We start from the raw sequence: 24,956 nt of genomic DNA, 5'->3' as shown, positions 1-24,956 counted from the left end.
TTTATCTTATAATAAAGAGGGAGCGAGAGCTTATTTTTTGACAAATACGTAAAGCAAAATTTAAGAAAAAAATGAAAATTTCTTTTCAGCTCATTAAAAGTTCACTATACTTACCTGTATATAAGAGTGATGTTATCTATATTTCGATAAATCATGTCATTTCCCGGGAAATAACAACAAAAAATTTATTTATTCAAGTAATAGCGTTATAATAGAACCAAAAATAAATCATAGAAAAAATAATGGAGGGAATAGGTAGTGGGAAATTCAAGATTACTTATAAAGAATGTGAAGGAAGCCTATCTATATCAAGAAGTTGTACAAAATGTATCCATAATTACAGAGAATGGAAAAATAGCACAAATTCTTAAACAAGAAGAGTTAAATGATCTTGCTTTTGATGGTGAAGTTATTGATGCTAAGAACAATTTAAAAATGCTTCCGGGCTTTATTGATGGACATATCCACGGAGGTTATGGTGTCGATATCATGGACGCTACACCAGAAACTTTACAAACTCTTGCAGATAAATTACCTTCAGAAGGAACTACAAGTTATCTTGCAACAACAATCACACAATCAGATGAAGAAATATCAGATGCTTTAAAAAATGTTTCTGCATGGATAAATGATCACCAAAAGCAAGGTGCAGATTTAGTTGGAATTCATCTGGAAGGCCCATTTGTAGAGGTATCCAAAGCAGGAGCACAACCAAAGCAATATATTGTAGAACCGGATTTAAATAAATTTTTGGCATGGCAAGAAGATGCAAGCGGACAAATTCGGACAATTACAATGGCTCCAGAGCATGATAAAACTGGCGAATTTATAAAAACATTATATAAATCAGGTATTAATGTTTCTGCTGGTCACACTGATGCTTCTTTTTGGCAGATTAAAGATGCTGTTTCATTAGGTGTTAGACAACTGACGCATTTATGTAACGCTATGAACGGCATTCATCATCGTGATATTGGAGCAGTGGGAGCAGCATTTCAATTGGAGGATTTACATGCAGAATTGATTTCAGATGGTATCCATGTTGTGCCAGAGATGCTGCAGCTGATCTTTGATAATATTGGGTCTGATCGAATCATTATGATTACAGATTCTATGCGGGCAAAAGGGCTGGAAGATGGAAATTATGAGCTTGGAGGGCAGCCAGTTCAAGTGAAGAATGGTCAAGCGACATTGGAAAATGGCTCTTTAGCAGGGAGTATTCTGAAAATGATTGATGCAGTTAAAATAATGCTTAAGTTAGACGGTGTTGAACTTGAGGATATAGTAAAGATGACTGCGGAGAACCCGGCTAAACAGGTAGGTATCTTTGATAGAAAAGGCAGCATCGAAGCTGGTAAGGATGCGGACTTTGTATTAATAAATGATGAGATGGATATTGTGTATACTATTTGTAGAGGAAAAATCGCTTATCAAGGAGGATAATTAGAGATTGTTCAAACGTTTGATTTATCTAAGAATAGCTATATTTTGAAGGAAACCTGGTTGGTGATAATAGAGGAATTCTTAATGTAAAAGGTATTTATATTTATTTTGCATATATTGGATATCTAATGTAGAAGCATCTGATTATACTTTTTAAATTTATAGTAGAAAATAGATTTAGTTAGAGGTAGTACATGTTCAATGCCATATTAAATAACAGAATGTGTGTTTTATTAATTTAGCTTAATTTCGTACTTTATTGTAATAGTTTATTTAAGAAAAGAGTAGTATCTGCTATTTATGACAGATGCTACTCTTTTTACTGGATTATATCCCAATCATTATTGAAATATAATTTAACTCCTATTTATTTAAATCAATTTCAACATCTATATCTTCACCTATAGTTTCATAATTTTCATCATTTGTACCACTGAAGATTAGGCGTACCGATTCAACATCTTCGGCTTTGGAATTCTCAAGCACATAATATGAAGATCCAGATTTATTAACATTACCGAAAAACTCACCATCAATATGGTCACTCATAAGAAAATCTGGTTCTAATTGTTCTCCTGTGGAAGTTGTTAAAATAGCTTGTGAAGCATAGAAATCTACGTTATCATCAGATGTGTTTTCCACTTCCATATCAACTTGTATATATTCCAATTGATCTGTTCCGAAAGTATCCACATAATCTTCGCTTACAGACATAGAAACTCCATTAACCTTATTTATAGTCAATTCAATCGGTCCAGATTCAAATGTACCAATTTCATCTATTTTGCTGACTAATGTCGATTCTCCACCTTCATTTGTTACAACGTCTCCAACTTGGGGTTCAGTATTTTCTTCATCTTCTTCTGTTGCTGGTTCTTCACTTTCCCCACTATCTTCCTCATTATTGCTTTCTTCGCTTGCTTCTGTTGTGCCTTCATCTTCAGTAGAAGTTTCAGCTGAAGAATCGTTGTTGTCATCCCCGCAAGCTGCTAAGAATAACATCATACCTACTAATAAAAATAATAATTTCTTCAAAAAATCGACCCCTTATAATTTATTTCTATATTAAAGCCAGACTGGTTGTTGGCTATTAAACATTTAGCCTATTATAGACTTAAAAATTGCTTTTTCTTAGCTTGGAACTTTTCTTCCGTAATTACCTCTGTATCGAACAGCTTTTTATACTGAATAATTTCGTCGTCAGTATCATTAGATTTTCTAACAGGTTGCTTTATAACAATCTTTTGATTTTAAATTTCATGATTAATTGCTTCTACTAAAGGATTTAAAGTATCTTTATCCCATATTGTTTAGGAATATTTATTTCTTAAAATCTATCTAAGATTTCTCGGTAATTCATTTTCTATACCCCTATTAATTATATTTTTTATTTAAGAAGATTACTTTCCATCTATGTAATAAAAAATATTCCTAATCGTTATTCATATAGTATCATGAACGTTTGTTCTTTATTAATTCTATATACCTAATTTATTTTCAAAAATTTTTGTGATAAATCACTTCCTCTGAACCCTGTATGTATTTCTAATTTTCCTAAAAGTCATGCAAATATTTTTACGTTTAGCAATTTATAATCCATATGCTATCTATTTTACACTATTTATCCAATTAATAAATATAATTATACCATATAGATGAAAAAATAATTTAACTCATTTAAAAATTAACTATTATCCCGTCAAACAAGGTGATGTGCGATTTGTTGCTTGTTTATTATAGATGATACTCGATAGAAAAAAGAGCGTTTTTACTAAAAAGATGTCAGGAGTGTATAATTATTTCTCTTATTCGAACGGGAAAACATTTGGTTATATTGAATTATGACCGATATTTATTCAGCAAAGAATATTTTATATCGAGTTTTTTTGTTTTGCTTTCGAAAATTTTACTGAGAGAAGAAAGGGATACCCTTTAAGATTGAGAGAGTGAAACTTTATTATTTTATTGATGAACTTAATGTGGATAAAAATAAATGAACACATCCCAAATGAATACTAAATATTTGGGGCGTGTTTGGGTTAGGCAGCTATTTAGCTTTTAATTTAATAATCCCTATAATCAAACCACTCAATAACCCCCAAAGGATCAAAACAAACAGTATAATTATCATAATAAACGGACAGCCCGTACTTCTCCTTATACCTCTGCAAAGCAGCTTCTAAAAACGCCTCAGTAACCTCCAGGTAATTAGCTAATTCATATTTATTTCTCAAATTTAACCGATGTGCTTCTATAATTTTTGATACAGGAATCGTCTTTTCATAAGCCCAGGCTCTGGCGCGCAGCTCCTGTTTACGATTAGCAATCTTAGACTGATCTATTATATCCCCGACAGTAGTATGGTAGTGGCCTAATTCTTCTGCTAAAACGGAGGCTTTGTCTGCAGAGGTTTTTAAATAATTTTTATTTATCCATATGATATTATCTGCATATAATCCTTTTACATTCTTAACCATGGACTTCTCGTAGACCTCTACATTATATTTACTGGCGTGACTTAATAATTTTTCATACATACTATTCCTCATTTCTTTTAGAACGTATATAAGCTTTAAACCGCTCAATTTCTTCTAATTCTTCTTCGGTCCAATCTTCTCCATCATGATGTGCGGCAATAGTATCGATTTGATCTTCATCTACTTCTCTTCTATCAGCAGGAATGCGTTCTTTATGTGTATCATAGCCCATCAGCCAGGCCTCGTTTACATTTAAGGCTTCGGCCAGTATATATAATTTATCCTGTCTGGGCTCTGTTTTACCATTCACATATTGACTGAGATCTGTTTTGGATATTTTGACATTATCATGAGTGTATTTTTTAGTTGAGTTAAGTATGTCTACTTGTTTTAAATTTCTTTCTTTCATGATTTGCCTTAACCGATCTCCTGTACTTAATCTCATAAATAAAATCTCCCTTATAAATTTTTCCTTTTATGGCTGCTATAGTTATCACCGTATTCTATTTAAAGTGCTCAGAGAAGCTGCATTATGAGTATGTAAAATAATATATATTTATAAGTCATACAAACTTATAGAAAGAAAAAATGATTTGGTAGAATAATTTAAGTATATACAATGTAAATACATTATTCAATAAAAGATTCAACTATTTTGAACTTTTTATGTTGACGAACAGTATTGTAAATGGTATTATTTACTAAAGTTCAATAAAATTGAACAAATGGAAGAGGATGATACGATGAATTTTAATTACTCCAGTTTATATAATAAAATTGTTGAAAAGTATGGAAGTAAACATAATTTTGCAAAAGCAGCAGGGCTGTCAGAGAAATCAATTACACTAAAATTAGATGGGAAAGATGAATGGAAACAGGATGAAATTGCGAATACTATTGAGCTTCTCGAAATTGATAGCAGCGAGATACCGCAATATTTTTTTAATTATAAAGTTCAATAAAATTGAACGATTAATTTCTATATACATATTTATGTTGAGGGGGGATTAAAAAATGCTTAAAGATCATTTTTTGGAAGAGGATTATGATGATGTCATGGAAGAAGTCAATCGTATCATCAGCATCAATGAAAAAGCTTTAAAAGTTACAGTATGTGGTCAATGGGAGCTAAAGAATACTATTTTAGAGCAGCTTAATAATGCATTTGAAAATCTCAGAATGCTCAACCAAAAGAAAATTAATCAGCAAAGAGCACCAGCTATAAATGAAGATATAAGACGGCATATGTTTTAAAAGGATAATCAGAAGTCAGGTTTTTCTATTCCTAATACTTCTATCAAATATAATTAATCAGCTAAGGGGGAAATAGATATGAATTTAACAGATGAGCAATTAAAATTTATCACTGAAGTTGTTTCCGAGCAAGCAATTAGAACATATAAAGAAGATATGGAGAAACGTGAAATCTCCAAGCAGGATTATCGATTGCATAATATTAAGCTGCTTTTAAAAAATTATAGAGCTCTGGTTCTCCACTGCGAAGAGCTGATGGACGAATTAGAAGAGTTTAACGACACGTCCATTCAAGAATTAGATATAGAAACAATTAGCCTGGAGTCTATCGAATCTATTAAACAAAGTAAAAGAAAATCAATTTCTATGGTTTACTTTATTCAGGGGAAGATGGAAGCTTACCGGCGTTCCTGTAACGAGAATGAATTAAAATATTATCAAGTGCTGGAAAAAAGATATCTATCAAAGCAGAAATATACTATCTCACAAATTGCGGAATTAGAGAATATTGATGAACGCACAGTACACCGTTATTTAAAAAAGGCGATTGAAGATTTACCGGTTATCTTTTTCGGGGTCTCAGCTATAAGCTTTGCAAACTGATACTGTCGTAAAGCTGTCTTGATAGTGTCATTATGAAGATGCTAATATGATAGTATAGAAAAATGTACAATATAATTAGATTTCATTGGGAACCACAGAAGTACTGCGAAAATAGCTGCTTCCGTGGTTTTTTAATGGAGGAGTGTGGCTTCTGATTAAAAAACTGGACCGATATTAAATTTGGATTGGTGCAGTAATTGGCCAAGGTTATTTTTGTGCAGGTTTTAAACACTAAGTTGTGTTTAGCAGCCATAAGCTCCAAAAAATAATCTTGTCGTAAAGTTGTCTTGATAGTGTCATTATAAAGGTGCTAGTATGCTAGTATAGAAAAATCTATAAACAATTAATCAGATAAGTTCAGATTTTATTGCAAAACCACAAGGATGCTGTAAGGACAGTTATTTCTGTGATTTTTTTGATTTACAGCTCAAGAAAATGAACCTGTCGTAAAGCTGTCTTGATAATGTCATTAGAAGGGTGCTAATATGCTAGTATAGAAAAGTTTATAAAAAACCAGCGTTATTATTTTGACATGAGCTGGTGAACATGAGGCATCCATTAATGGGTGTCTTTTTTTATTATCTTTTATTGTCTATAATCCAGATACTTTGAAGGAGGTGATGCCGCTTTTGATAAAATACGAAACATATTTTTGGAAAGGAGGATTGATATAGTTGCATCTATACGCAATTGAGCTGCAGGCAAGTAACTTATAAGAAGCAGCGCCTAATTATATTAAAGATTAGTATTATGCAGTAGGTGTTGAATATTACTGCATAATTGATTTACAACGGAGGCAAAGAATAAATCACTAAAAGGACGATGAGCTGATGAAAGCAGACTTTATGCAGCAATTAAACCGTCGGATCAATAGTTTGAATCTGTTTAGCCGAAGTGTTATTGGAGTAATCGATGATGAATGCTCTATAGCAATTACTTCTATACCTGGTGCCGATGAAACAGTTTATTTTGATGGTACAAGAGATAAAAATTTCAACATACAAGTTACAGCTAAAAGTAAAGATCGACAAGAGTGCTTGGAGAGCTTAACCAGTATTTATAAGGAATTGGAAGGCTTAGATGATCTGCCAAGTGAAAATGATAGTTATAAATTTCAAAGTATCCATATAAAGGATTTCCCTGCATTAGTTCTATATGATGAGCAGGGATTTTTTATTTATGAATTATCTATTACTGCAAAAATTACAATCAAAAAAGGGGTTAATATATTATGAGCGAATTACTAAAATTAAATATTCAATTTTTTGGACGTGAAAAGAACGCGAAAACGGAATACTATGTAGGTGCTATTCCAGAGGATGGTACAGAAGAAGTGGAATGGCTGCGTCTGGCAAAATGGATTTCCAGCGTAACAGATGATACGGAAGAAGAAGTAGAGGATATGGCTTTTTACGATGGTGATGGTACACCTGAGGATGATGTTATCAGTGTGAAGAAAACATATGCTTTTGAAGGTATGTATGATGATGAGATTGAAGCAATGAAGTTTATTGCCGGATTGGAATTTGAGACTGGATCAGGTCGTAAAATCATGTTTAAACAAGTCCGTACTAATGGAGATGAACTTGCCGGAGTTGCTACAGTGAAGGATCCTAAAGTAACCGGTGGGGAAGCATCAGAGTATGCGGTATTTGAATGCTCTATCAGCTGGGACCGCCGTCCTGAAAAGACCACAGCTACTCCCTGAGGATCCCCCGAATAACGGCGGGGGAGAAGAACCGAATGAGCCCGAGCCTGAAGATCCAGAAGAATCGGATGGTCCGGAAGAAGAGGAAGAGAGCGACGAATAAATCGCTCTCTTATTTTATCTTTGCAGAGAAATTAACCTATGAATCTATTAAAAGATGAACTGATTCATAGGTTATCTTATAAATTAGAAAGGTGATGAACTGTAATGGCAATTAAGATTCAAACGGAAAAACCTGTCATACCTATTGAGATTGGAGAATTAAATTTTGAATTTCCTGTGGATGATGAGGCTATTAAAAAATTTCGGGATCAAATTCCGAAGTTAAAGGAAGAATTAGAAAAACTCGCACCCGAAAATAATGAAGAGGATCAGGAATTAGTCAAGGAAGCATTAAGCAAAGGATATGACGTTATTTTAGGAGAAGGGTCCTTTGATAAAATTTATAAAGTAACACCATCGCTTGTTTACTGCATGCACTACTATTCACAGTTAGCTGAAGGCCTCGAAGATGAATTAAAAGAAAGAGGCTTCTCTGGTTCTACACAGGAAAAAGCGCAGAAATATTTACAACAAAATAAGAAACAACCAGTCAAAAAGAAAAAGTAGTGGTGGATTATGCTGAATCTGGCCTATCCCATTATTGATACAGTCGTTATTGATGATGCAAGGTATGAAATCAATCTCGCCTATGATAATGTATTACGCTTGTTTGATATGCTTAATGATAATGAATTAACAGATGTCGAACAAATTGAAATAGGAATAGAAATGCTTCTAGGCGAACCGCTTGATGTAGATTTGGGAAAACAGGAAGAAGTCTTCTATGAAATATTTAAGAGTACAATAAGCAAGGAATCTGAAGATAATGCTGCTGTTGATATTGATGGTAATCCAATGCCGGTAATAAATAAAGAGAAGGACAATAAGAGGGTTTATTCCATTAAACAGGATGCAGAATACATTTACGCATCTTTTTATCAAGATTATGGAATTGATTTATTTGAAGCTCAAGGGACACTGCATTGGTATAAATTTCAAGCCTTATTAGCGGGGCTGCGCCAAGATACGAAGTTTAAGGAAGTAATCGAAATCCGTACGATGGAATTACCATCGGGTAAAGGAGCGGCAAAACATCGTAAACAAGTGGAAGAAGCAAAAAAAGCTTATAAGTTAAACCCTGAATAATGCCTTCTAAAGGCGGTGTGGAATTGAAGCTAAAAGAAATAAGATGTAAAAAATGTAATAAATTAATTGGGAAAATAAAGGGCATTGCTGAAATAAAATGCCCGAGATGCGCAACGGTTAATACAGTAAATGACCGTTAGAGAGCCCTTGAGCCCCTGTGCTGAAAAATTTAAAGCATGGGGGTGAAGTATGTAAATGGCTGATGGTGAAGGAAAAGTAGTTATAAATATTATATTAAATGATGGGCAGGCTGTTCATGGTTTAGACAATATCAATAATAAAATGGGTGAATTAGATAAAAGCGGGGAGAAGGCAAATCTCAGCATAGGTAAAATCGCTAAATCTGTTTCTGACATTGCTAAAAAAACAGGCGTATTTGATATGCTGAAGGATTCAGTGAATACAGCTTTTGATGAAATAGCCACGATGGAGCAATTTGAACGAACGATCACAGCCATAACTGGAAGTGCTGAGAAGGCTAATACTGCATTAGATAGCACGAAAAAAATTGTTAGTGGTACAACATATGGGATTGACACTGCTACAAATGCCGTACAGGGATTTGTAATGTCAAATATGGATGTAGGTAAAGCGACAGAATCGATTGCTGCCTGGGGAGATGCAGTCAGTCACTATGGTGACGGATCCAATGAAGCATTTACTGCCGTTACTGAATCCTTGGCCCAAATGGTTGACGGTGGAAAAGTGCAGATGGAGACCATGAACCAGCTTACGGAAGCAGGGATTCCTGCTATGCGCATTTATGCAGATGCGACAGGACAATCTGTGGAAGAGGTTGCCAATCAAATGCAGCAGGGTGAAATCTCTGCAGATAGTTTTATGGATGTTATGAATAGCGCATTAAAGGATGGAACCGAAAGTTTCGGAGCGATTGATGGAGCTGCAAAAGACGCAGGATCTTCATGGACTAATTCAATTGATAACATGAAATCAGCAACTGTACGTGGTATTACTGCGATTATCGGATCTATAGATTCGATGCTGGAAAGTGCTGGGCTTCCCAAAATGCAGGAGTTGATTACCGCTTTTGGACCTTTGGCGGTAACTGTATTCCAGCAAGTAGCTGCAAGCTCATTAACCTTAGAAGGTACTTTAAATACACTTAAAAAAGGAATGGAAGGATTGGGGAATGCTGTAAAGTCTGTTTGGGGCGTTATCGCTAGTCATCCAATCATCGCAATTATCAGTGCTGTTGTTGCTTTAGCAGCGGTTATCATTTATTTATGGAAAACCAATGAGAATTTCCGTAACTTCTTTATAAATGCCTGGGAATCAATCAAAAATGCTGTAATGAACTTTGGTCCAGGTCTGAAAATGCTTGGCAGCCAAATCGTTGATGTTTCTAAAAAAATGTATGATGCATCATTAGATGCTTTTAGTACATCTGTTCAATGGCTTGGAAGTGTAGCAGAAACAACGGGAGAAACATTTTCTAATCTGGCGGGCAGGACGCAGGAATTAATAGCTGGTATGGCAGCTGGATCAATAGATGGTTTTAATGCTGCTATGGAGTGGTTAGGTAACACAGCAAGAACTGTCGGGGAGTTTTTTACAGAATTAAGAGAGCGAATCAATATTGGAGCTGTGCTTGCTGCTGTTATTGGTCCATTAACGACTATTGCAACTGCATTTTTTGGATTGGCAAGTCCAATTGGATGGGTGATTAAAGGGTTTGCGTTGTTAGCTGCACAAACATCTCTTTTTTCAGATATCCTCGCAGTTTTTAAAGGTGATATGTCAATTGGGGAAATGGTAAATAATTTTGCAGCAGATCTCTCTAATTTGATAACTAATCTGGCTGAAAACGCAGTTATCTTTATAGAAAAAGGTACTGAAATGATTGTGGGATTCATTGATGCCCTTGCCACAAATCTTCCTGAATTAATCAATACCGGTGTGGAAGTCATTACAAATTTAATAACCGGTCTAGTATCAGCATTACCTTTATTAATAGAGACCTGGCTGCAGCTTTTTACAACATTGTTAGAGGTAGTCGTCACGATAATACCGTTGATTTTGGAAATAGGTATTACAATTATAACTACATTAATAGAAGCAATCGTTGTAGCACTGCCTTTACTGATAGAAACTTGGCTGCAGCTTTTCACAACATTACTAGAGGTAGTTGTCACGGTAATACCATTGATTTTGGAAATGGGTATTACGATTATAACCACATTAATAGAAGCAATCGTTACCGCATTACCAATGTTAATAGAAACATATTTAACAATTATTATGACTTTAATCGATACGATTACAACTGTGCTGCCGCTGGTTATAGAGGTCTTTCTTCTTTTATTAATGACTATTGTAACGACTTTAATTGAAAATCTGCCACTAATTATCGAAGCCGGTATACAAATATTGACGGCCTTAATAGATGGAATAATCATCTTGATACCAGCTTTAATTGAAGCAGCAATAACCATAATCATGGCTTTAGTAGAAGCTGTTATTACGAATTTACCAGTAATTCTAGACGCAGGTATGCAGATTTTAACAGCCTTAATTAATGGCATAATCCAGGTTCTTCCGCAGTTAATAGAAGCAGGGCTAAATATTATCCTGGCATTAGTTCAGGCAATTATTGGTCTTTTACCTGAACTATTAAATGCTGGAATTCAAATTCTATTTGCTTTAATAGATGGAATAATAAGCATTGTTCCTCAGTTGATAGATGCTGGTATCCAGTTACTGTTAGAGCTGGTAAGTGCATTCATTGGCTTGCTTCCAGAGTTAATAAATGCTGGTATACAAATATTAATGGCCTTAATACAAGGAATTATCTCCATTGTTCCACAATTGTTAAGTGCCGGTATGCAATTGATACTTCAGTTAGCTGGAGCTATTATTCAATTACTCCCACAGCTGTTAAATGCAGGTGTTCAGTTAATCACAGCATTAATAGGTGGAATTACACAAATGATTAGTAATGTTGTATCCGCTGGCTGGGGACTGGTAACAGATTTAGCAGGCGGCATTATTGATAAAGGGAAGGATATTTATAATGCTGCCAAAAATATTATTGGAGAAGGAATTAATGGTGTTAAGGAAAAAGCAACTGATTTCTTTAATGCTGGAAAAAATATTGTTGGCAGTATAGCCGACGGTATTAAGGAGAATGTTGAAAAAGTAAAGAGTGCTATTGGAAATGTAGTACAAAAAATACGTGATTTCCTTCCATTCTCACCTGCAAAAGAGGGACCTTTAAAGGATATTATGTATCCTGGTATTACCAATTCGCTTGCTAAAAATATTAAGCGGGGAAGCGGTAAGCCTTTAAAAGAAATGCGTTCTTTAACAGAGGACTTGGCTGATGAAATGAATCCTGAGATTACTAACCGGTTGAGGGGAACGTCTATGTCTCTAGGAAGAGTAAGTACACAATTAAATACGACATCTGGTGCTTTAGGCAACGAAAATAATAATACTAGAACCTATTCTCCGAATATAAATAACTATTTCACACCAGCCGAGTCTACACCAAGTGAATCGGCTAGAAAGCAAAGACAGCAGCAACAAAGATTAGCCATGGAAATGGGGTTTTAAAAGATGTTTAAACTAATGTTTACTAATGCAATCGATCAAACAGTAGAATTATTCGATCGTCCTTATAGACTGATAAGAGTTGAAGGTATTGGCGATACAGAGGCAATTACACAAATGCAAAAAGTCCCCTTCCAAGATGGCGCTAGTTATATCGGTTCAATTTTAGAAGATAAACCGATTGAAATAGAACTGAAAATAACAGGAGACAGTGAACAAGACCTAAATGCGAAACGCCGTTATTTTGCTTCGGTTTTTAATCCTAAATTAGGTGTAGGCACTTTAAGGTATATTAGTGGTGGTGATGTAAAGGAAATTGACGCAGTAGCTGAATCTGTCCCAAATTTCCCAGATGGACAAACTAATAGAAAACCGTTATTTCAAAAAGCTCTTTTATATATTAGGGCACCTTATCCTTATTGGAGAGATCCGAATCAAACAAGTCAACCTTTACAAGCTTATTCTGGTAATCTTACCATGCCAAATACCTTCCCAATTGAAATGGGAAGGTCGGGATCACACACAACACTTTATAACAATGGTGATATTCTTGCTCCAGTAAGGATTGATATACAGGGGCCAGTGACTAATCCACAAATAATTAACCGTACAAACGGTGATTGGATAAGAGTTAATCGCTCTATTGCTGCAGATGAGATATTGCATATTGATACTACTAATGGCAAAAAAAGAGTAGAAGTCTATCGGAATGGCAGAGTGTTTAATGTATTTGGTTATTTAGACCATGATTCTGATTGGCTTCAATTGGACGTAGGAGAAAATTTAATTGAGCATATTGCAGATTCTGGAGATACATCGGGTATGATTGCGGTAACCTGGAATAATCAGTATGTTGGAATATAAAAATCTATGAAATTACTAAAGCATCTCTTATAGAGGTGCTTTTTTACTTTTGTAAAAGGATGTGAATTAATTTGGAACGAATGTATTTTTTCGACAGTACCACAGATGACAAACGTATCTATCAAGCAGCTGATTGGGCTAGATTTCATAATCAAATTATTGGTAATGGTGTATCAAATACTCCTAATCTGCCAGATTTAGAAGTTACAGCTAGAACAAATATGAATGTTGCTTTAGGCGCCGGTTACATGTTTGCGAATGGTTATATGTATCAAAATGACAGTACGATGACGCTGTCACATAGTATTGCTGATCCAAATAATAATCGTATAGATCGGGTTGTAATTTGTTTTGATAATAATCCTATGGAAAGGCGTATCTATGCGTATATTAAAAAAGGGGTACCTGCAAATAACCCAACACCACCTAATTTGCAACGTGATAATTATGTTTATGAAATGAGCGTTGCACAGGTTACTATTATTGCAGGTAAGTCTTATGTTGAGCAAACTGAGATTCGGGATGAGAGAGCAAATGATAATGTTTGTGGATATATTCCCTTGCATAACATTTATAGAGGTATGGACATTAATGAGTACGGTATGGTTACTATGCCTAATCAATCCTATGTGGAAATGAATGATAGTAGCGATTTAACATTAAATGGTGAGTCTTCATCTACTTACATTTCTAATAAAATACCAATTATTCCTTTGATTGATAGGCAAAATGAAATATCTTCTGGAATCTTCAATGTTAAGGCGGATGGGGATTATTTGTTTTATTTCCACTTAGCATTAAGCACCAGCAATGGGCTGCAGACTAATCAGAAGATAGAAATATATTTGGTGATTAATAATAACACTTCTATTGATGAAAGGGTTTATTTATTTAATAGACCAGGTTTTGGCTTTTCAGATTACCACTTTATTGGAAGTGGAGTTAAAAGTCTTTCAAAAGGAGACAAAGTTCAGGTAATTATTGCAACTAGAAATACTGGGGATATAAATTCGAGGTATCGTCGTATGTCCATAGCAAAAATTAGTTAGAGGTGAAATAAATTGAAAATATCTATTAGAATATATAATAGATTCCTTGACTTAAAAGGCGAATTAGACAGTTATCAATCTCTGCAATTTGGGCGTGATTATCATAGTATAGCAACATTTGAGTTGCATGTTAATCGTTATTTACATGAGGCGCAAAAGTTAAATAAAGGTGACATCATAGCTTTAAATAAGCTGTCAAATAAAGTTGCTATCGTTCTCACAAAGGAAATTGCGCTTGATGAAAATGGGAAAGAATCTGAAAATTTTAAGCTATCCGGTTATACACTAGATGGATTAATGAGCAGACGGATAACTGTACCACCTTCTGGTACTTCTCATGACCGCGTAAGTGGTTCAGCAGAAGAAGTTATGAAGCACTTTGTTAATAAAAACTTTGTTAATCCAGATGATAACAGACGTATATTGCCACACCTAGAAATTGCGCCAAACCAAAATAGAGGAACACATGTAAGTTCGGAATCTCGTTTTAAAAATGTAGCAGAGGAATTAGAAAATATCTCTATCCAATCTGGCTTAGGCTGGGGGATATTTGCAGATTTCCATACTAAAAAATTAATATTTGATGTCTTTGAGGCAGATGATTTAACTCAGGAAAATTTAGATGGAAATAATCCAGTGTTTTTTAGTCCGGAATTTGAAACAATCCAGTCGCAATCATTTGTAGATAGCGATACGGAGTTGCGTAACGTTGGCTATGTTGGTGGACAAGGTGAAGGTGTTGGGCGAAAGGTTATCCAGGTTGGAAAAGATATAGGTTGGCAGCGTATAGAAACCTTTGTTGACGTTCGTGATTTAGGAACCAAAACTGAGGAAGACTTAACAGATGCTGAAGTGGAGGAATTACTTGAGAAGCGTGGGGAAGAGAAAATGCGTGACATGGAGACACTCCAATCATTGGAAGCAACAATTCTTACGCCTACGCAAGGTACTATTTTTAAGTATGAAAAAGATTATGATCTAGGCGATAAAGTGGACGTGGTTAATAAATCTTGGGGAATTCTTATGTCTGCACCTATTATTGAGTTTTTAGAGATTTATGAGGCAGATGGATTGCGATTAGAAGCGACATTCGGGCGATCACGTCCAACTTTTCTTACTAAAATAAAACGTAAATTTAATGAATTAGAAGGCGTGGATCAACAAGAATTACCTGCATTGATTGGTATAGAGACGCGGAAATATACGGATAGAGAATTATTGAAGGAAGAGCAAGAAAGAATCCGGCAAGCATTGGAAAACTTGGAAGCTTCCAAGGAATTTACGAAAGACTATGCCGAAAAAAAGCGTGTTGAATTACCAACAGAGCCAGAGGATAAATCAGTAGTTTGGGTAGATATATCTGATCTGGATAATATCATTTGGAAAATATACAGTGAAGAAAAAGGTAAATGGATTGCAGCTGCGCGTGGTCCGCAAGGTTTACCTGGCCCTGCTGGAAAAGACGGTCAAGCGTTATATACTTGGCTGAAATATGCAGATGATGAGAAAGGAAACGGTATAGCTGATACACCTAAAGGTAAAAAGTATATGGGGCTTGCATACAACAAAGAAACTTCTGTAGAGAGCACCAATCCAGGGGACTATGAATGGTCTAAAATTGAAGGAGACAAAGGTGCACCAGGGCCAGAAGGAAAAGACGGTCAACCACGTTACACTTGGGTGAAATATGCAGACGACGACCAAGGGCGTGGAATGTCTGACAGTCCCAAAGGCAAAGAATATATTGGTCTTGCTTATAACAAATTAATTGTCAATGAATCTGATAGTCCAAATGATTACGCTTGGTCGCTTATTAAAGGAACGAAAGGAGAGAAGGGGGACAAAGGTGCAAAAGGTGATCAAGGTATTCAGGGACCAAGAGGGTCTAATGGTCAACCTACTTATACTTGGATAAGATATGCAGACAATGCTAATGGGGATGAGATGAGCAGTTCTCCTACAAATAAAGAATATATTGGTATAGCACCAAATAAAACTATTCAAACACCTTCAAATAATGCTAATGATTACGAGTGGGCAAAATTAAAAGGGGAACCGGGAGCCAAAGGGCAGCAGGGTATCCAAGGTCCAAAAGGCTCAGACGGTCAGCCTAGATATACCTGGGTACGTTATGCTGATAATGCTAATGGTGGTGGAATAAGTAACTTCCCTGATGGAAAAGAATATATAGGATTTGCTTACAATAAAACTACTGCAACAGAGAGCAAAAATGCATCTGATTATACTTGGTCAAAGATTAAGGGGAACCCAGGCAGTAAAGGTGATAAAGGCGAGCCTGGTTCACAAGGCCCCGTTGGTCCACGCGGTCCAAATATTGTTGATACAAACACAAGTTTTGGCGTTAACTGGCTTATAGCTGATTATATTAAATCTCTTAACGGTTTAAATATTAATGAACAATTTAAAGTTAGTAATAATGGTGATGTTTCTATCGGAAATGATCGTATACAGATGATTGCTGGAGGCAAGCAAGCAGGTATTAATATAAAAAATGGTGCTTTTACGTTAGAAGATGATATTTCATCGGAGAAGTATAATATCACACCAAAGGCTAATTTATTACTGGACCACTCATTTGAACTTTTGCCTGATGATGGACCGTACGACAGTAGTAATAATTGGAGAGAAATTGTGACTTCTCCTATTGTTACTGGTTCAAGGTGGCAGACTGTAAAGGACCCTAAGGTAACAGGACAATGGTATCCTGTAAGACAAGAAGCTTTAGCTATGTTTGGTAAAAAAGCAGCTGTTGTAAAAAATGCAAATTATTTTAGACAATATGTGTATGAGAATATAGGAATAGGTGTAACGTATACTGTTAGTGCTTATTTTAAACGGCATTTGGGCTCTGGTACAGGAGGGATACCTTTAATTGAAGTTTGGCATGTCAAAGAGGGGACAGGAAGGCATGCAAAAATATTCACAGATACGTTTGCCCCCGTTCCAGATGATTATAGTCAAGTACGACATGCTTCAACCTTTAGTACGCCTTCTGATTTCAAACATGGCGATGCATTAGAGATTATATTTTCAGGGGGAACTCGTAATCCCAACTGGATACAGGTTGATGGTACACAATTAGTTGAGCTTGACATGTCAACAGTTTATCAATCGGAAGATTCACTTTGGAATATGGCAGATGGAACATATAGCATTGTTAATAGTATGCAGAAATTATGGAGTGGAACTATATATCCTACAGAATCTCAATCAGCAACACCAAATAAGATGTTAAGACATTGTAGGAATGGGTGGGCGCTGGAATGGAGAGGGTATAATATAGGGGAAGGTTTTAAAAATTCTAATTATCAATACACTTATGTTCCTAAATCTGTTTTAAATAGTCCACCTAATAATAAAAGAGGTTACGGTTGTAGTTTAAGGCGATTTTCCCAAGATATGTATAAGTACATATATATCAATGGGAATGATGGAGAAAGTTTGTCGGGGTATGCAGATAATAATGTAGGTAACGCCAATCGTCTTGCTTTAAATGCAATTTATGAATGGTAGGTGTTTAAATTGGTAATATATTTTAATGTTGTCAAAGGATACCTTGATGGGTGGTCTTCTACCTCAGAGGGGTTTGAGTATAAATTAGAAGTTGAAAATACTCATGAAGTATTAATAAATCCTTTTATTTTTAAATTTGAAAACGGTGAATTAATAAAAGATGAAGAATATCAAAAACAACTTATCGGGCAAGAAGAAATAAGAAAAAGTATTCCAAATTCAGAAGAAATTAATGCTATAGCTATTTTAGAACTTGCTGAAATGGTATTTATGACGAAAAGGTCTACAAATGAAAAGAGGTGAGGATGTGTTGGCTATGTTATTTGCAACACAAATTATTGAAGGAAGATGGACATTTGAACGTGTACCAAGCATCTGGCAAGAAGATGTTCGAACACTATTAAAAGCAGAAAATAGAGATGATTTAATAAAATAAAATCCATTTAAAATTATTAATGTTGGTTTCTTCTCTTTGTTAAATTAAGTTTAGTTAAATAAAAAAGGTTAGAAATGTTAAATGTTTACGTAGAGTAGTACCCTTTAGAAGATAACAGTTATGTTATTGATTTGTTTTTATTAATTCAAAAATTTGAACTGAAAGGCATCTCAATCGAGATGTCATTTTTCATTCCTTTAAGGTTGTGATATACATTTACAAAAAACAATTAAGCTCATTTTTTACGACGTTAGCATATGGCATTCTATTTTAAACATCTAAATAGAAAATAAAAAGGAACAATGAAATATGGTAAGAAGCTGAAATTATGGGGGGTGTTAATTTGGAATATTTAGAAGCAACGCATATGTATTTATTCGGTGAAGTGAAATTTCTCCACCTGCTTTTATTATTGATGGCTTTAGATATCTTAACAGGATTATTCAAAGCATGGAAAAATGATAATTTGTGGAGCCGTAAAAGTTTATTTGGGTACGCTAGAAAAGTGCTTATATTAGTCGTTATCGTATTGGCTAATGTTGTTGACCAGATACTTGGATTGAATGGCGCTGTGGCATATGCTACGGTGCTTTTTTATATTGTCAACGAAGGTATCAGCATTACTGAAAATTTAGCTGATGTAGGCGTGCTTGTACCACCAGGGTTAGCCGAAAAATTGCATAGCATTGATAATTCAAATAATTCGATTGAAAAAGAAATTAAAGAAGAATTTACTAGCAAGAATAAAGAGTAGCTGCAGCTGCTCTTTTTCTATATAAAAATTATTCTAGGAGGAATTTTATTATGGCAAAAATTTATTTAGATCCAGGGCATGGCGGAACAGATCCAGGTGCAGCGGCAAACGGATTACAGGAGAAAAATGTAACTTTATCTCTTGCACTAAAAACACGGGATATCCTAAATCGTGATTACGAAGGTCACACCATTCGTATGAGTAGGACAAGCGACACAACCCGAAGCCTTGCACAACGTACAAATGATGCAAACAGCTGGGGTGCGGATTACTTTGTATCTATTCACATCAATGCTGGCGGCGGTACTGGTTATGAAGATTATATCTTTAATGGAAGTGTGTCGAATAACACGGTAACTTATCGTGATAAACTTCATGCAGAAATTGTGAAGCAGGTGGACTTTAACAACCGTGGGAAAAAACGGGCCAATTTTCATGTTTTACGTGAATCAAGTATGCCAGCAGTTTTAACAGAGAATGGCTTCATTGATACGGTAGCAGATGCAAACAAACTAAAATCAGATGCTTATCTAAATCGTATTGCTTTAGGACATGCGAATGGTATTGCTCAGGCTCTGGGGTTAAGCCGGAAATCTGGTGGTGGAAGCGGTCAGGGTTATGTGGAAGTTATTACACCATCCTTGTGGACTTACAACACTCCTGATTGGGATGATCGTGCTGTTATTGTGAGCCAAGGAGAAGTCTTTACAGTGGCTAGGGATAGGTTCCAGGTTGGTAATGGTTATATGTATCAGCTGAAGAGTGGATTGTATATTACTGCTAGTACGCAGTATGTGAGGTATTTTACTCGATAGTGGAAATTAAAATCTATTTTTGGCTGATAAATGGTTTGGACATGCTATCGTGAGCACATTAGAAAATAGTATGGAACTGCCAGGAGCAGTGTGTTAAGTCCAGTATTAATGGTAGTCAGGAAGTTAACTTTTCCACTTGAAATATATCTGTGTTTCAAGTGGAAAAGTAACCTAAGCGTGTATGTTCAAAAAATAGTCGGGTTAGAAAGCAAGGAAATCAAGGCAATGTGACTTTTCCAAATAGAATCAACTTATTATATCGAGGAGGCTGCAGCATGGCAGATGAAATGGTAAGAGGAGTTCAGAAGTGGTTGAATGAGGAATACAGGGGGAGAAAAGGGTATACAGTGATATCCGAAGATGGTGCCACTGGCGGCACTACGGTAGGTGCATTAATTGTTGCTTTACAGATAGAACTTGGTATCCCAAGCCCTGTACCGACATTTGGTCCGGCAACAGAAAGGGCGTTTCCTGGTTTAACGATACAAGCGGAGGACGCAGAGCCAAATAATTTAAATAAAATTTTACAGGCTGCTTTTTATTGTAAAGGTTATAACCCAGGTGGGCTATCTGGAAAATTCTATATAGCAACAGCAGCGGCTGTTAATAAGTTTGAACGTGATGTTGGGCTGGAGCCGACAACACTTGTCGATTCGAAATTAATGAAGGCAATTTTGAACACAGATGGGTTTGTAAAACATAGAGATGGTCGCTCTAATGTAAGAACAATCCAGCAAACGTTGAATGCGGAATACAGTAACTACTTCGACTATATTCCAACGAACGGAATTTACGAAAGAAAGACAAATCAAGCGATTATATATGCGCTTCAGCATGAAGAAGGGATTGGCCATATTGCTAATGGTAACTTCGGTCCATCAACGGTTGCTAATTGTCCTACGCTGCATCCAGGTAATGGGGCGACAAAATTAAATCGAATTTTGCAGTGGGCGCTTGCGTGTAATAGTGACCTCTTCGATACAAGTCCATATAATGGAAATTATAATGCTAATGTAGAAATCGCTGTGCGGGCGTACCAGAATTTTATGACACTTCCAGATAACGGTGTCGCAGATATGCCAACTATTAAGCAATTATTGACAAGTAATGGCTATGAGGGACGGTCAGCTATAGCATGCGATGCATCAACCGTTATCAACTCGATGACAGCATCGCTTCTGAAAAACCATGGTTATCAGGTAATTGGTCGCTATTTAACCGGAAATGTTGGTGGGGATGGAGGGCTTCGATCAAAAGCAATGACGCATGAAGAGCTAGCTATTCTTCAGGAAAATGGAATACGTGTTTTTCCTATCTATCAAGATGGCGGTTATTATTCTGATTATTTTGTACCGGGAAAAGGAACAGATGATGCCTGGAAAGCAGTTCGAGCAGCTTACAAGCTTGGCTTCCCAACCGGTACAACCATTTATTTTGCGGTTGATTTCGATGCGTATGATTTTGAAGTGACGAATAAAATTCTCCCTTATTTAGCAGAAGTACGTTCCGTATTAAATACGGTTAAGTCAAGCCCGTTACCAGACTACAAACTGGGCGTTTATGGGTCTCGTAATACGTGTATAAGAGCACAAGGAGCCTCTAACGTAGAAGCAGATTATAGTTTTGTTGGAAATATGTCTACTGGATTTAGTGGTAACTTAGGGTTCCCAATGCCTGGAAACTGGGCATTTAGTCAATTTGTTGAGGTGAATATCGGAGTAGGCGGGGATATAGTACTCGGTATCGATAAAAATGATTATTCAGGTCTGGATCAAGGGGTTGCTGCAGTAAATCCTCCGGATAATCCAAGAGATACCGAACTCTATGAAGCGTTACACGCTGCATTTGTACGAATGGGGCAAAATATGCCCGGTCTACAGCACTTTGCACCGGAATTATTCGTAACCAGTTTTGATATGAGTAAAAGCTATGAGCTCTTTAGAATTTCAGGTATTTTTACCGGGTCCGTAGAATTTAGCTCTTCACTTGAACTTCCAAGTGAAGGTGAAAAGGTTGCTACGATTTCCATATCCCCCGAAGGTATTAGCGGCAGCTTGGAAAGTATTCTTGGTGAAAGTTATGGAAAGCTTTCAGATAGAATTTTTGACTATGAGAATATGATTGATGACATGTCAGCGTCTATCAGTGCTGGTGCAATTCAATTCTCCATCAAAGGCTCTGGGGCAAATGCAGAACTCCGTATAACTTGCTTTAACGAAGACATTCCATTAGAAAGTGGAGGAAATGTTTCGCTGGGTGTTACCATGGTTTTTAAAACAGAAACAAACCTTAATGCTTCTTGGAATGAATTTAGCACACCGGAAGCACAATCGGCAGCTGCCTTGCTAGGTATTTTATTTATTGTTGGATTAATTGCATTGTATGGGGTCCCTGCATTCGCAGCGGCAGCCACGGTTACTGCTATAATTGCATTAATAAAAGGGGATCAAAATGATATAACCTAATACTAAGAATAACTCCACCATGTGGTGGAGTTATTCCATTTTTTATTTGTTAATATTTGCCTTGTTCTTTATAAATGCTTGATATTCTAACATTTCTTTCTCATTCATGTTGTCTGGTTTTTTTTTGATTGTAATGGCGATTAGGTCCGTTAGATATAAATAATAACGTTCACTATCTTCTTGGAACATATTTATTTCATCCCAACGAAATTTTTCAGTTAAATTTTGAGATTTTTTGACGAACTCATTATCAGATAATGTTAAGGTGAATACTCCCATACCATTTTTACGTTGTTTGATTACTCGTTTATTCCGAATTAAGAAAATATATTTATATACTTGCCACGCTATAGGAGAAATAATTAAAAGTAATATAATAGAAAATATAATCGTATCCATGGAAAACCCAGCAAATATTAATACAAAGAAATATAGTATATAGACTAAAAGCATAGTCATCACTAAAGCTCGCTTATAGTATTTTGTATTGTTTATAGCATTTTTTTGTTGAGCAATTAAGTCTTCATCAGTAATTTTAAATTCTGCAATCAAAAAGCTTCCCCCTTATTTCTTATCTTCGCTTATACTAATTTGAATATGAACGTATTGATAATCCTTCATTCATTTTATGTTATACCTATTATAAAACCTATACAACATACGTTATTTTATCATAAAAATACGGAATATAATAAAAAATTCCAATGAAATACAAAAAATAATCGGTTGAGAATAAATGTTCTTATTAATAAACCGGAACGATTCGTAACCAGTTATGATATGAGTAAAAGGTATAATCTTTTTAGAGTGTCAAGATTATTTTTGCATCTGTGGAAATTCAGCTCCTCACTTGAACTTCTAAGCGAATGTGAAAGGGTCACTGCGATTTCAAAATCACCAGATGGTGTAAGCTATGGAATGCTTACAGCCGATAGAATTTTTGGCTATAAGAAAAAATCGATAACATGACCGCATCTATCAGTCCTGGTGTAATTCAATTCTCTCTAAAAGGATCAGGGACAACTGCAGAACTTTGAGTGACTTGCTTTAACGAAGATATCCCAATGGAAATTGGGGAAGCGTTTCGCTTGCTGTCACAATAGTGTCTAAGGTAGAAGCTAATCTTAAACAAATAGAGGTATTTTTTGATAGAGAGACAGCTACACAGGCCGCCATTGTATGGGGTATGGATTAGGTATTTTATTAACTGTAGTTATTATTATAGAAGTCGGATCTTTAGTTGCAGTCGATTGAGCTGTTTAGGCTCTCATAGCATTTTTAATCGGAGAAAGAGACGTGATTGAAGTCGCAGATGAGGATAGTTAGAATGATGATGAAGCTAAAAAAACTCCAGAATTGGGTGGAGTTTTCTTCTTAATGATTTACTTTTCTTTTTATAAATTCCTGGTATTCCAATGTTTTTATTTCATTCAAGTTATCAGGGGATTTCTTAATTGTGATGGCGATTGCGTCTGTTAAGTATAAAAAAATACCGTTCACGATCTTCTTGGAACATATTTATTTCATTCCAACGAACTTTTTCATTCAAATGTGAAGATTTTTTATTAATTCGTCTTCTGATAATTTTAAAGTGAATATATCTATCCTATTTTTACGCTGCTTGAGTATTCTTTTTGTACCTCTTAAAATAGCATATCCAAAAGCTATCCAAGCTACAAGAATAATTATTATAGCTATAAATATATAATCTAACAAACCAGACTACACTTTGGCTTGAATATGGGAATTCCATGAAAACCAGTAAGGGACAAAGAGCCCCTTACTGGTTAAAAATTTTATATTTGAATAGCAGCAATATGTTTATATATAAAATTTTTAAATTCATTGACTACTTTAGGTATAAAAATATCCTTTTTCCATGCAAGATTAATATTTCTAAAACACACAGGATTCGATACGGGTATACATTGAATATCAAATTCACTTATTCCTCTGTTCTTTGGCACCAAACTAACTCCCAAACCTGCAGAGACAAAACCGTTTACGGTTCCAACTTGTTGACCCTCGAAAGTAATATTTGGTGAAAACCCAGCTTTTAAGCATAACTTATCAGCAACTGCTCTTAGCCCTATTCCTTCTTTAAAACCAATAAAAGGTTCATCTTTTATTAGATTTAAAGGAAGGCTCTTTTTTGAAGCTAGTGGATGATTTTTAGGAACAATGACAAATAATTCTTCATTTTTAACAGTTTCATAAATAATATCTTCTGAGAAATTTGCTTCCATTAAAATACCAAAATCTACTTTCCCAGACTCAATATGCTCGATGACTGCTCCAGCATCTCCCTGATATAATTGAAAATTAACATGTTTATAAATTTTTTGAAATTTTGAGATTAATTCAGGTACTAAATTATTTCCTAAAGTATGTATAAAAGAAATCCGAATAGTTCCCGTAAAAGGATCTACCAATTCTTTTAATAATGTTTTTCCTTCTTCAAGAGCGCTAATAGATTCTTCCACTTTTTCCAGGAATATTTCGCCGTAATGGTTTAGCTTCAAAATTCTCCCTTTTCTTTCAAACAAGGGCACACCAAGCTCATTTTCTAGAAATTTAATAGAACGGCTTAAAGCAGGCTGAGAAATAAATAATTGCTCTGCTGCTTTCGTAAAGCTCTCTGTTTCTGCAACTTTACGAAAATATTCTAATTGTTTATTCACTATTTAAGCACCACCTTTTTATTTAGTATAACAAAAATGCATAAGAAGTATGAAAAACAAGTATTAGTAATTATTAGAATTTTGGGATAGGATAAACTTATTAAAATATTGGAGG

24 protein-coding genes are annotated in these 24,956 nt (G+C 35.3%); 19 read left to right on the top strand and 5 right to left on the bottom strand.

What is annotated here, in order from left to right; all coding sequences use genetic code 11:
- The first annotated feature begins 258 nt into the window (after nt 1–258).
- A complete protein-coding gene (gene nagA, locus IEX29_RS03010; protein WP_188732999.1) occupies nt 259–1,443 on the top strand; it encodes an N-acetylglucosamine-6-phosphate deacetylase in 1,185 nt (394 codons plus the stop codon).
- Between the two features lie 363 nt (nt 1,444–1,806).
- On the opposite strand, the gene IEX29_RS03005 is transcribed toward nagA, so the two are convergent.
- The 3 genes from IEX29_RS03005 to IEX29_RS02995 all read right to left on the bottom strand — a co-directional run bounded on the left by IEX29_RS03005 (nt 1,807) and on the right by IEX29_RS02995 (nt 4,365).
- Nucleotides 1,807–2,478, bottom strand: a complete 672-nt coding sequence (locus tag IEX29_RS03005; protein WP_188732998.1) for a DUF4352 domain-containing protein — start codon at nt 2,476–2,478, stop codon at nt 1,807–1,809.
- 1,028 nt (nt 2,479–3,506) lie between these two features.
- Nucleotides 3,507–3,980, bottom strand: a complete 474-nt coding sequence (locus IEX29_RS03000) for an ImmA/IrrE family metallo-endopeptidase (protein WP_188732997.1) — start codon at nt 3,978–3,980, stop codon at nt 3,507–3,509.
- Between the two features lies 1 nt (nt 3,981).
- Complete coding sequence (locus tag IEX29_RS02995) at nt 3,982–4,365, bottom strand: helix-turn-helix domain-containing protein (protein WP_188732996.1); 384 nt, start codon at nt 4,363–4,365, stop codon at nt 3,982–3,984.
- Between the two features lie 298 nt (nt 4,366–4,663).
- On the opposite strand from IEX29_RS02995, the gene IEX29_RS02990 reads away from it, so the two are divergent.
- The 18 genes from IEX29_RS02990 (at nt 4,664) to IEX29_RS02905 (ending at nt 22,160) form a co-directional block, all read left to right on the top strand.
- Nucleotides 4,664–4,882, top strand: a complete 219-nt coding sequence (locus IEX29_RS02990) for a DUF739 family protein (protein ID WP_188732995.1) — start codon at nt 4,664–4,666, stop codon at nt 4,880–4,882.
- Nucleotides 4,883–4,934: 52 nt separating this feature from the next.
- Complete coding sequence (locus tag IEX29_RS02985) at nt 4,935–5,174, top strand: hypothetical protein (protein ID WP_188732994.1); 240 nt, start codon at nt 4,935–4,937, stop codon at nt 5,172–5,174.
- 78 nt (nt 5,175–5,252) lie between these two features.
- A complete protein-coding gene (locus IEX29_RS02980) occupies nt 5,253–5,777 on the top strand; it encodes a hypothetical protein (RefSeq protein WP_188732993.1) in 525 nt (174 codons plus the stop codon).
- Between the two features lie 830 nt (nt 5,778–6,607).
- Nucleotides 6,608–7,012, top strand: coding sequence for a phage tail terminator protein (locus tag IEX29_RS02975; protein WP_188732992.1), 405 nt, complete (start codon nt 6,608–6,610; stop codon nt 7,010–7,012).
- On the top strand, nt 7,009–7,485 hold the full coding sequence (locus IEX29_RS02970) for a phage tail tube protein (protein WP_188732991.1): 477 nt from the start codon (nt 7,009–7,011) through the stop codon (nt 7,483–7,485). Before IEX29_RS02975 ends, IEX29_RS02970 begins: the two co-directional genes overlap by 4 nt.
- Nucleotides 7,421–7,588 (top strand): hypothetical protein, encoded by a 168-nt coding sequence (locus IEX29_RS02965; protein ID WP_188733063.1) that lies wholly within the window; start codon nt 7,421–7,423, stop codon nt 7,586–7,588. The genes IEX29_RS02970 and IEX29_RS02965 overlap by 65 nt, the downstream gene beginning before the upstream one ends.
- Nucleotides 7,589–7,692: 104 nt before the next feature.
- The gene (locus IEX29_RS02960) at nt 7,693–8,094 is read left to right on the top strand and encodes a DUF6673 family protein (protein ID WP_188732990.1); all 402 of its coding nucleotides are present in this window, start codon (nt 7,693–7,695) and stop codon (nt 8,092–8,094) included.
- 9 nt (nt 8,095–8,103) lie between these two features.
- Nucleotides 8,104–8,673: a Gp15 family bacteriophage protein gene (locus tag IEX29_RS02955; protein ID WP_188732989.1), complete on the top strand. Its 570-nt coding sequence runs from the start codon at nt 8,104–8,106 to the stop codon at nt 8,671–8,673.
- Complete coding sequence (locus IEX29_RS02950; protein WP_188732988.1) at nt 8,673–8,813, top strand: Com family DNA-binding transcriptional regulator; 141 nt, start codon at nt 8,673–8,675, stop codon at nt 8,811–8,813. The genes IEX29_RS02955 and IEX29_RS02950 overlap by 1 nt, the downstream gene beginning before the upstream one ends.
- Nucleotides 8,814–8,868: 55 nt before the next feature.
- The gene (locus IEX29_RS02945; protein ID WP_188732987.1) at nt 8,869–12,246 is read left to right on the top strand and encodes a tape measure protein; all 3,378 of its coding nucleotides are present in this window, start codon (nt 8,869–8,871) and stop codon (nt 12,244–12,246) included.
- 3 nt (nt 12,247–12,249) lie between these two features.
- Nucleotides 12,250–13,107 carry a phage tail family protein gene (locus IEX29_RS02940; protein WP_188732986.1) on the top strand — a complete coding sequence of 286 codons (858 nt, stop codon included), beginning with the start codon at nt 12,250–12,252 and terminating at the stop codon, nt 13,105–13,107.
- 71 nt (nt 13,108–13,178) lie between these two features.
- A complete protein-coding gene (locus tag IEX29_RS02935) occupies nt 13,179–14,156 on the top strand; it encodes a hypothetical protein (protein ID WP_188732985.1) in 978 nt (325 codons plus the stop codon).
- A gap of 12 nt (nt 14,157–14,168) precedes the next feature.
- Nucleotides 14,169–17,690, top strand: a complete 3,522-nt coding sequence (locus IEX29_RS02930; RefSeq protein ID WP_188732984.1) for a Gp37-like protein — start codon at nt 14,169–14,171, stop codon at nt 17,688–17,690.
- A complete protein-coding gene (locus tag IEX29_RS02925; RefSeq protein WP_229720062.1) occupies nt 17,691–17,993 on the top strand; it encodes a hypothetical protein in 303 nt (100 codons plus the stop codon).
- Entirely contained in the window at nt 17,980–18,126 is a 147-nt protein-coding gene (locus tag IEX29_RS02920) for a CD1375 family protein (RefSeq protein WP_188733062.1), read from the top strand. The genes IEX29_RS02925 and IEX29_RS02920 overlap by 14 nt, the downstream gene beginning before the upstream one ends.
- 328 nt (nt 18,127–18,454) lie before the next feature.
- A complete protein-coding gene (locus IEX29_RS02915) occupies nt 18,455–18,880 on the top strand; it encodes a phage holin family protein (RefSeq protein WP_188732982.1) in 426 nt (141 codons plus the stop codon).
- Nucleotides 18,881–18,930: 50 nt separating this feature from the next.
- Complete coding sequence (locus IEX29_RS02910) at nt 18,931–19,695, top strand: N-acetylmuramoyl-L-alanine amidase (protein ID WP_188732981.1); 765 nt, start codon at nt 18,931–18,933, stop codon at nt 19,693–19,695.
- A 275-nt stretch (nt 19,696–19,970) separates the two neighbouring features.
- A complete protein-coding gene (locus tag IEX29_RS02905; protein WP_188732980.1) occupies nt 19,971–22,160 on the top strand; it encodes a glycoside hydrolase domain-containing protein in 2,190 nt (729 codons plus the stop codon).
- Between the two features lie 42 nt (nt 22,161–22,202).
- Here IEX29_RS02905 and IEX29_RS02900 read toward each other — a convergent pair whose 3' ends face one another.
- Together IEX29_RS02900 and IEX29_RS02895 are read right to left on the bottom strand one after the other, a co-directional pair.
- Complete coding sequence (locus IEX29_RS02900) at nt 22,203–22,712, bottom strand: YcxB family protein (protein ID WP_188732979.1); 510 nt, start codon at nt 22,710–22,712, stop codon at nt 22,203–22,205.
- A 1,244-nt stretch (nt 22,713–23,956) separates the two neighbouring features.
- Entirely contained in the window at nt 23,957–24,841 is an 885-nt protein-coding gene (locus IEX29_RS02895; RefSeq protein WP_188732978.1) for a LysR family transcriptional regulator, read from the bottom strand.
- Between the last annotated feature and the right edge of the window lie 115 nt (nt 24,842–24,956).

Source organism: Oceanobacillus neutriphilus (assembly GCF_014645515.1).
Lineage (GTDB): Bacteria > Bacillota > Bacilli > Bacillales > Amphibacillaceae > Oceanobacillus > Oceanobacillus neutriphilus.
This window is presented reverse-complemented; position numbering and strand designations above follow the sequence as displayed.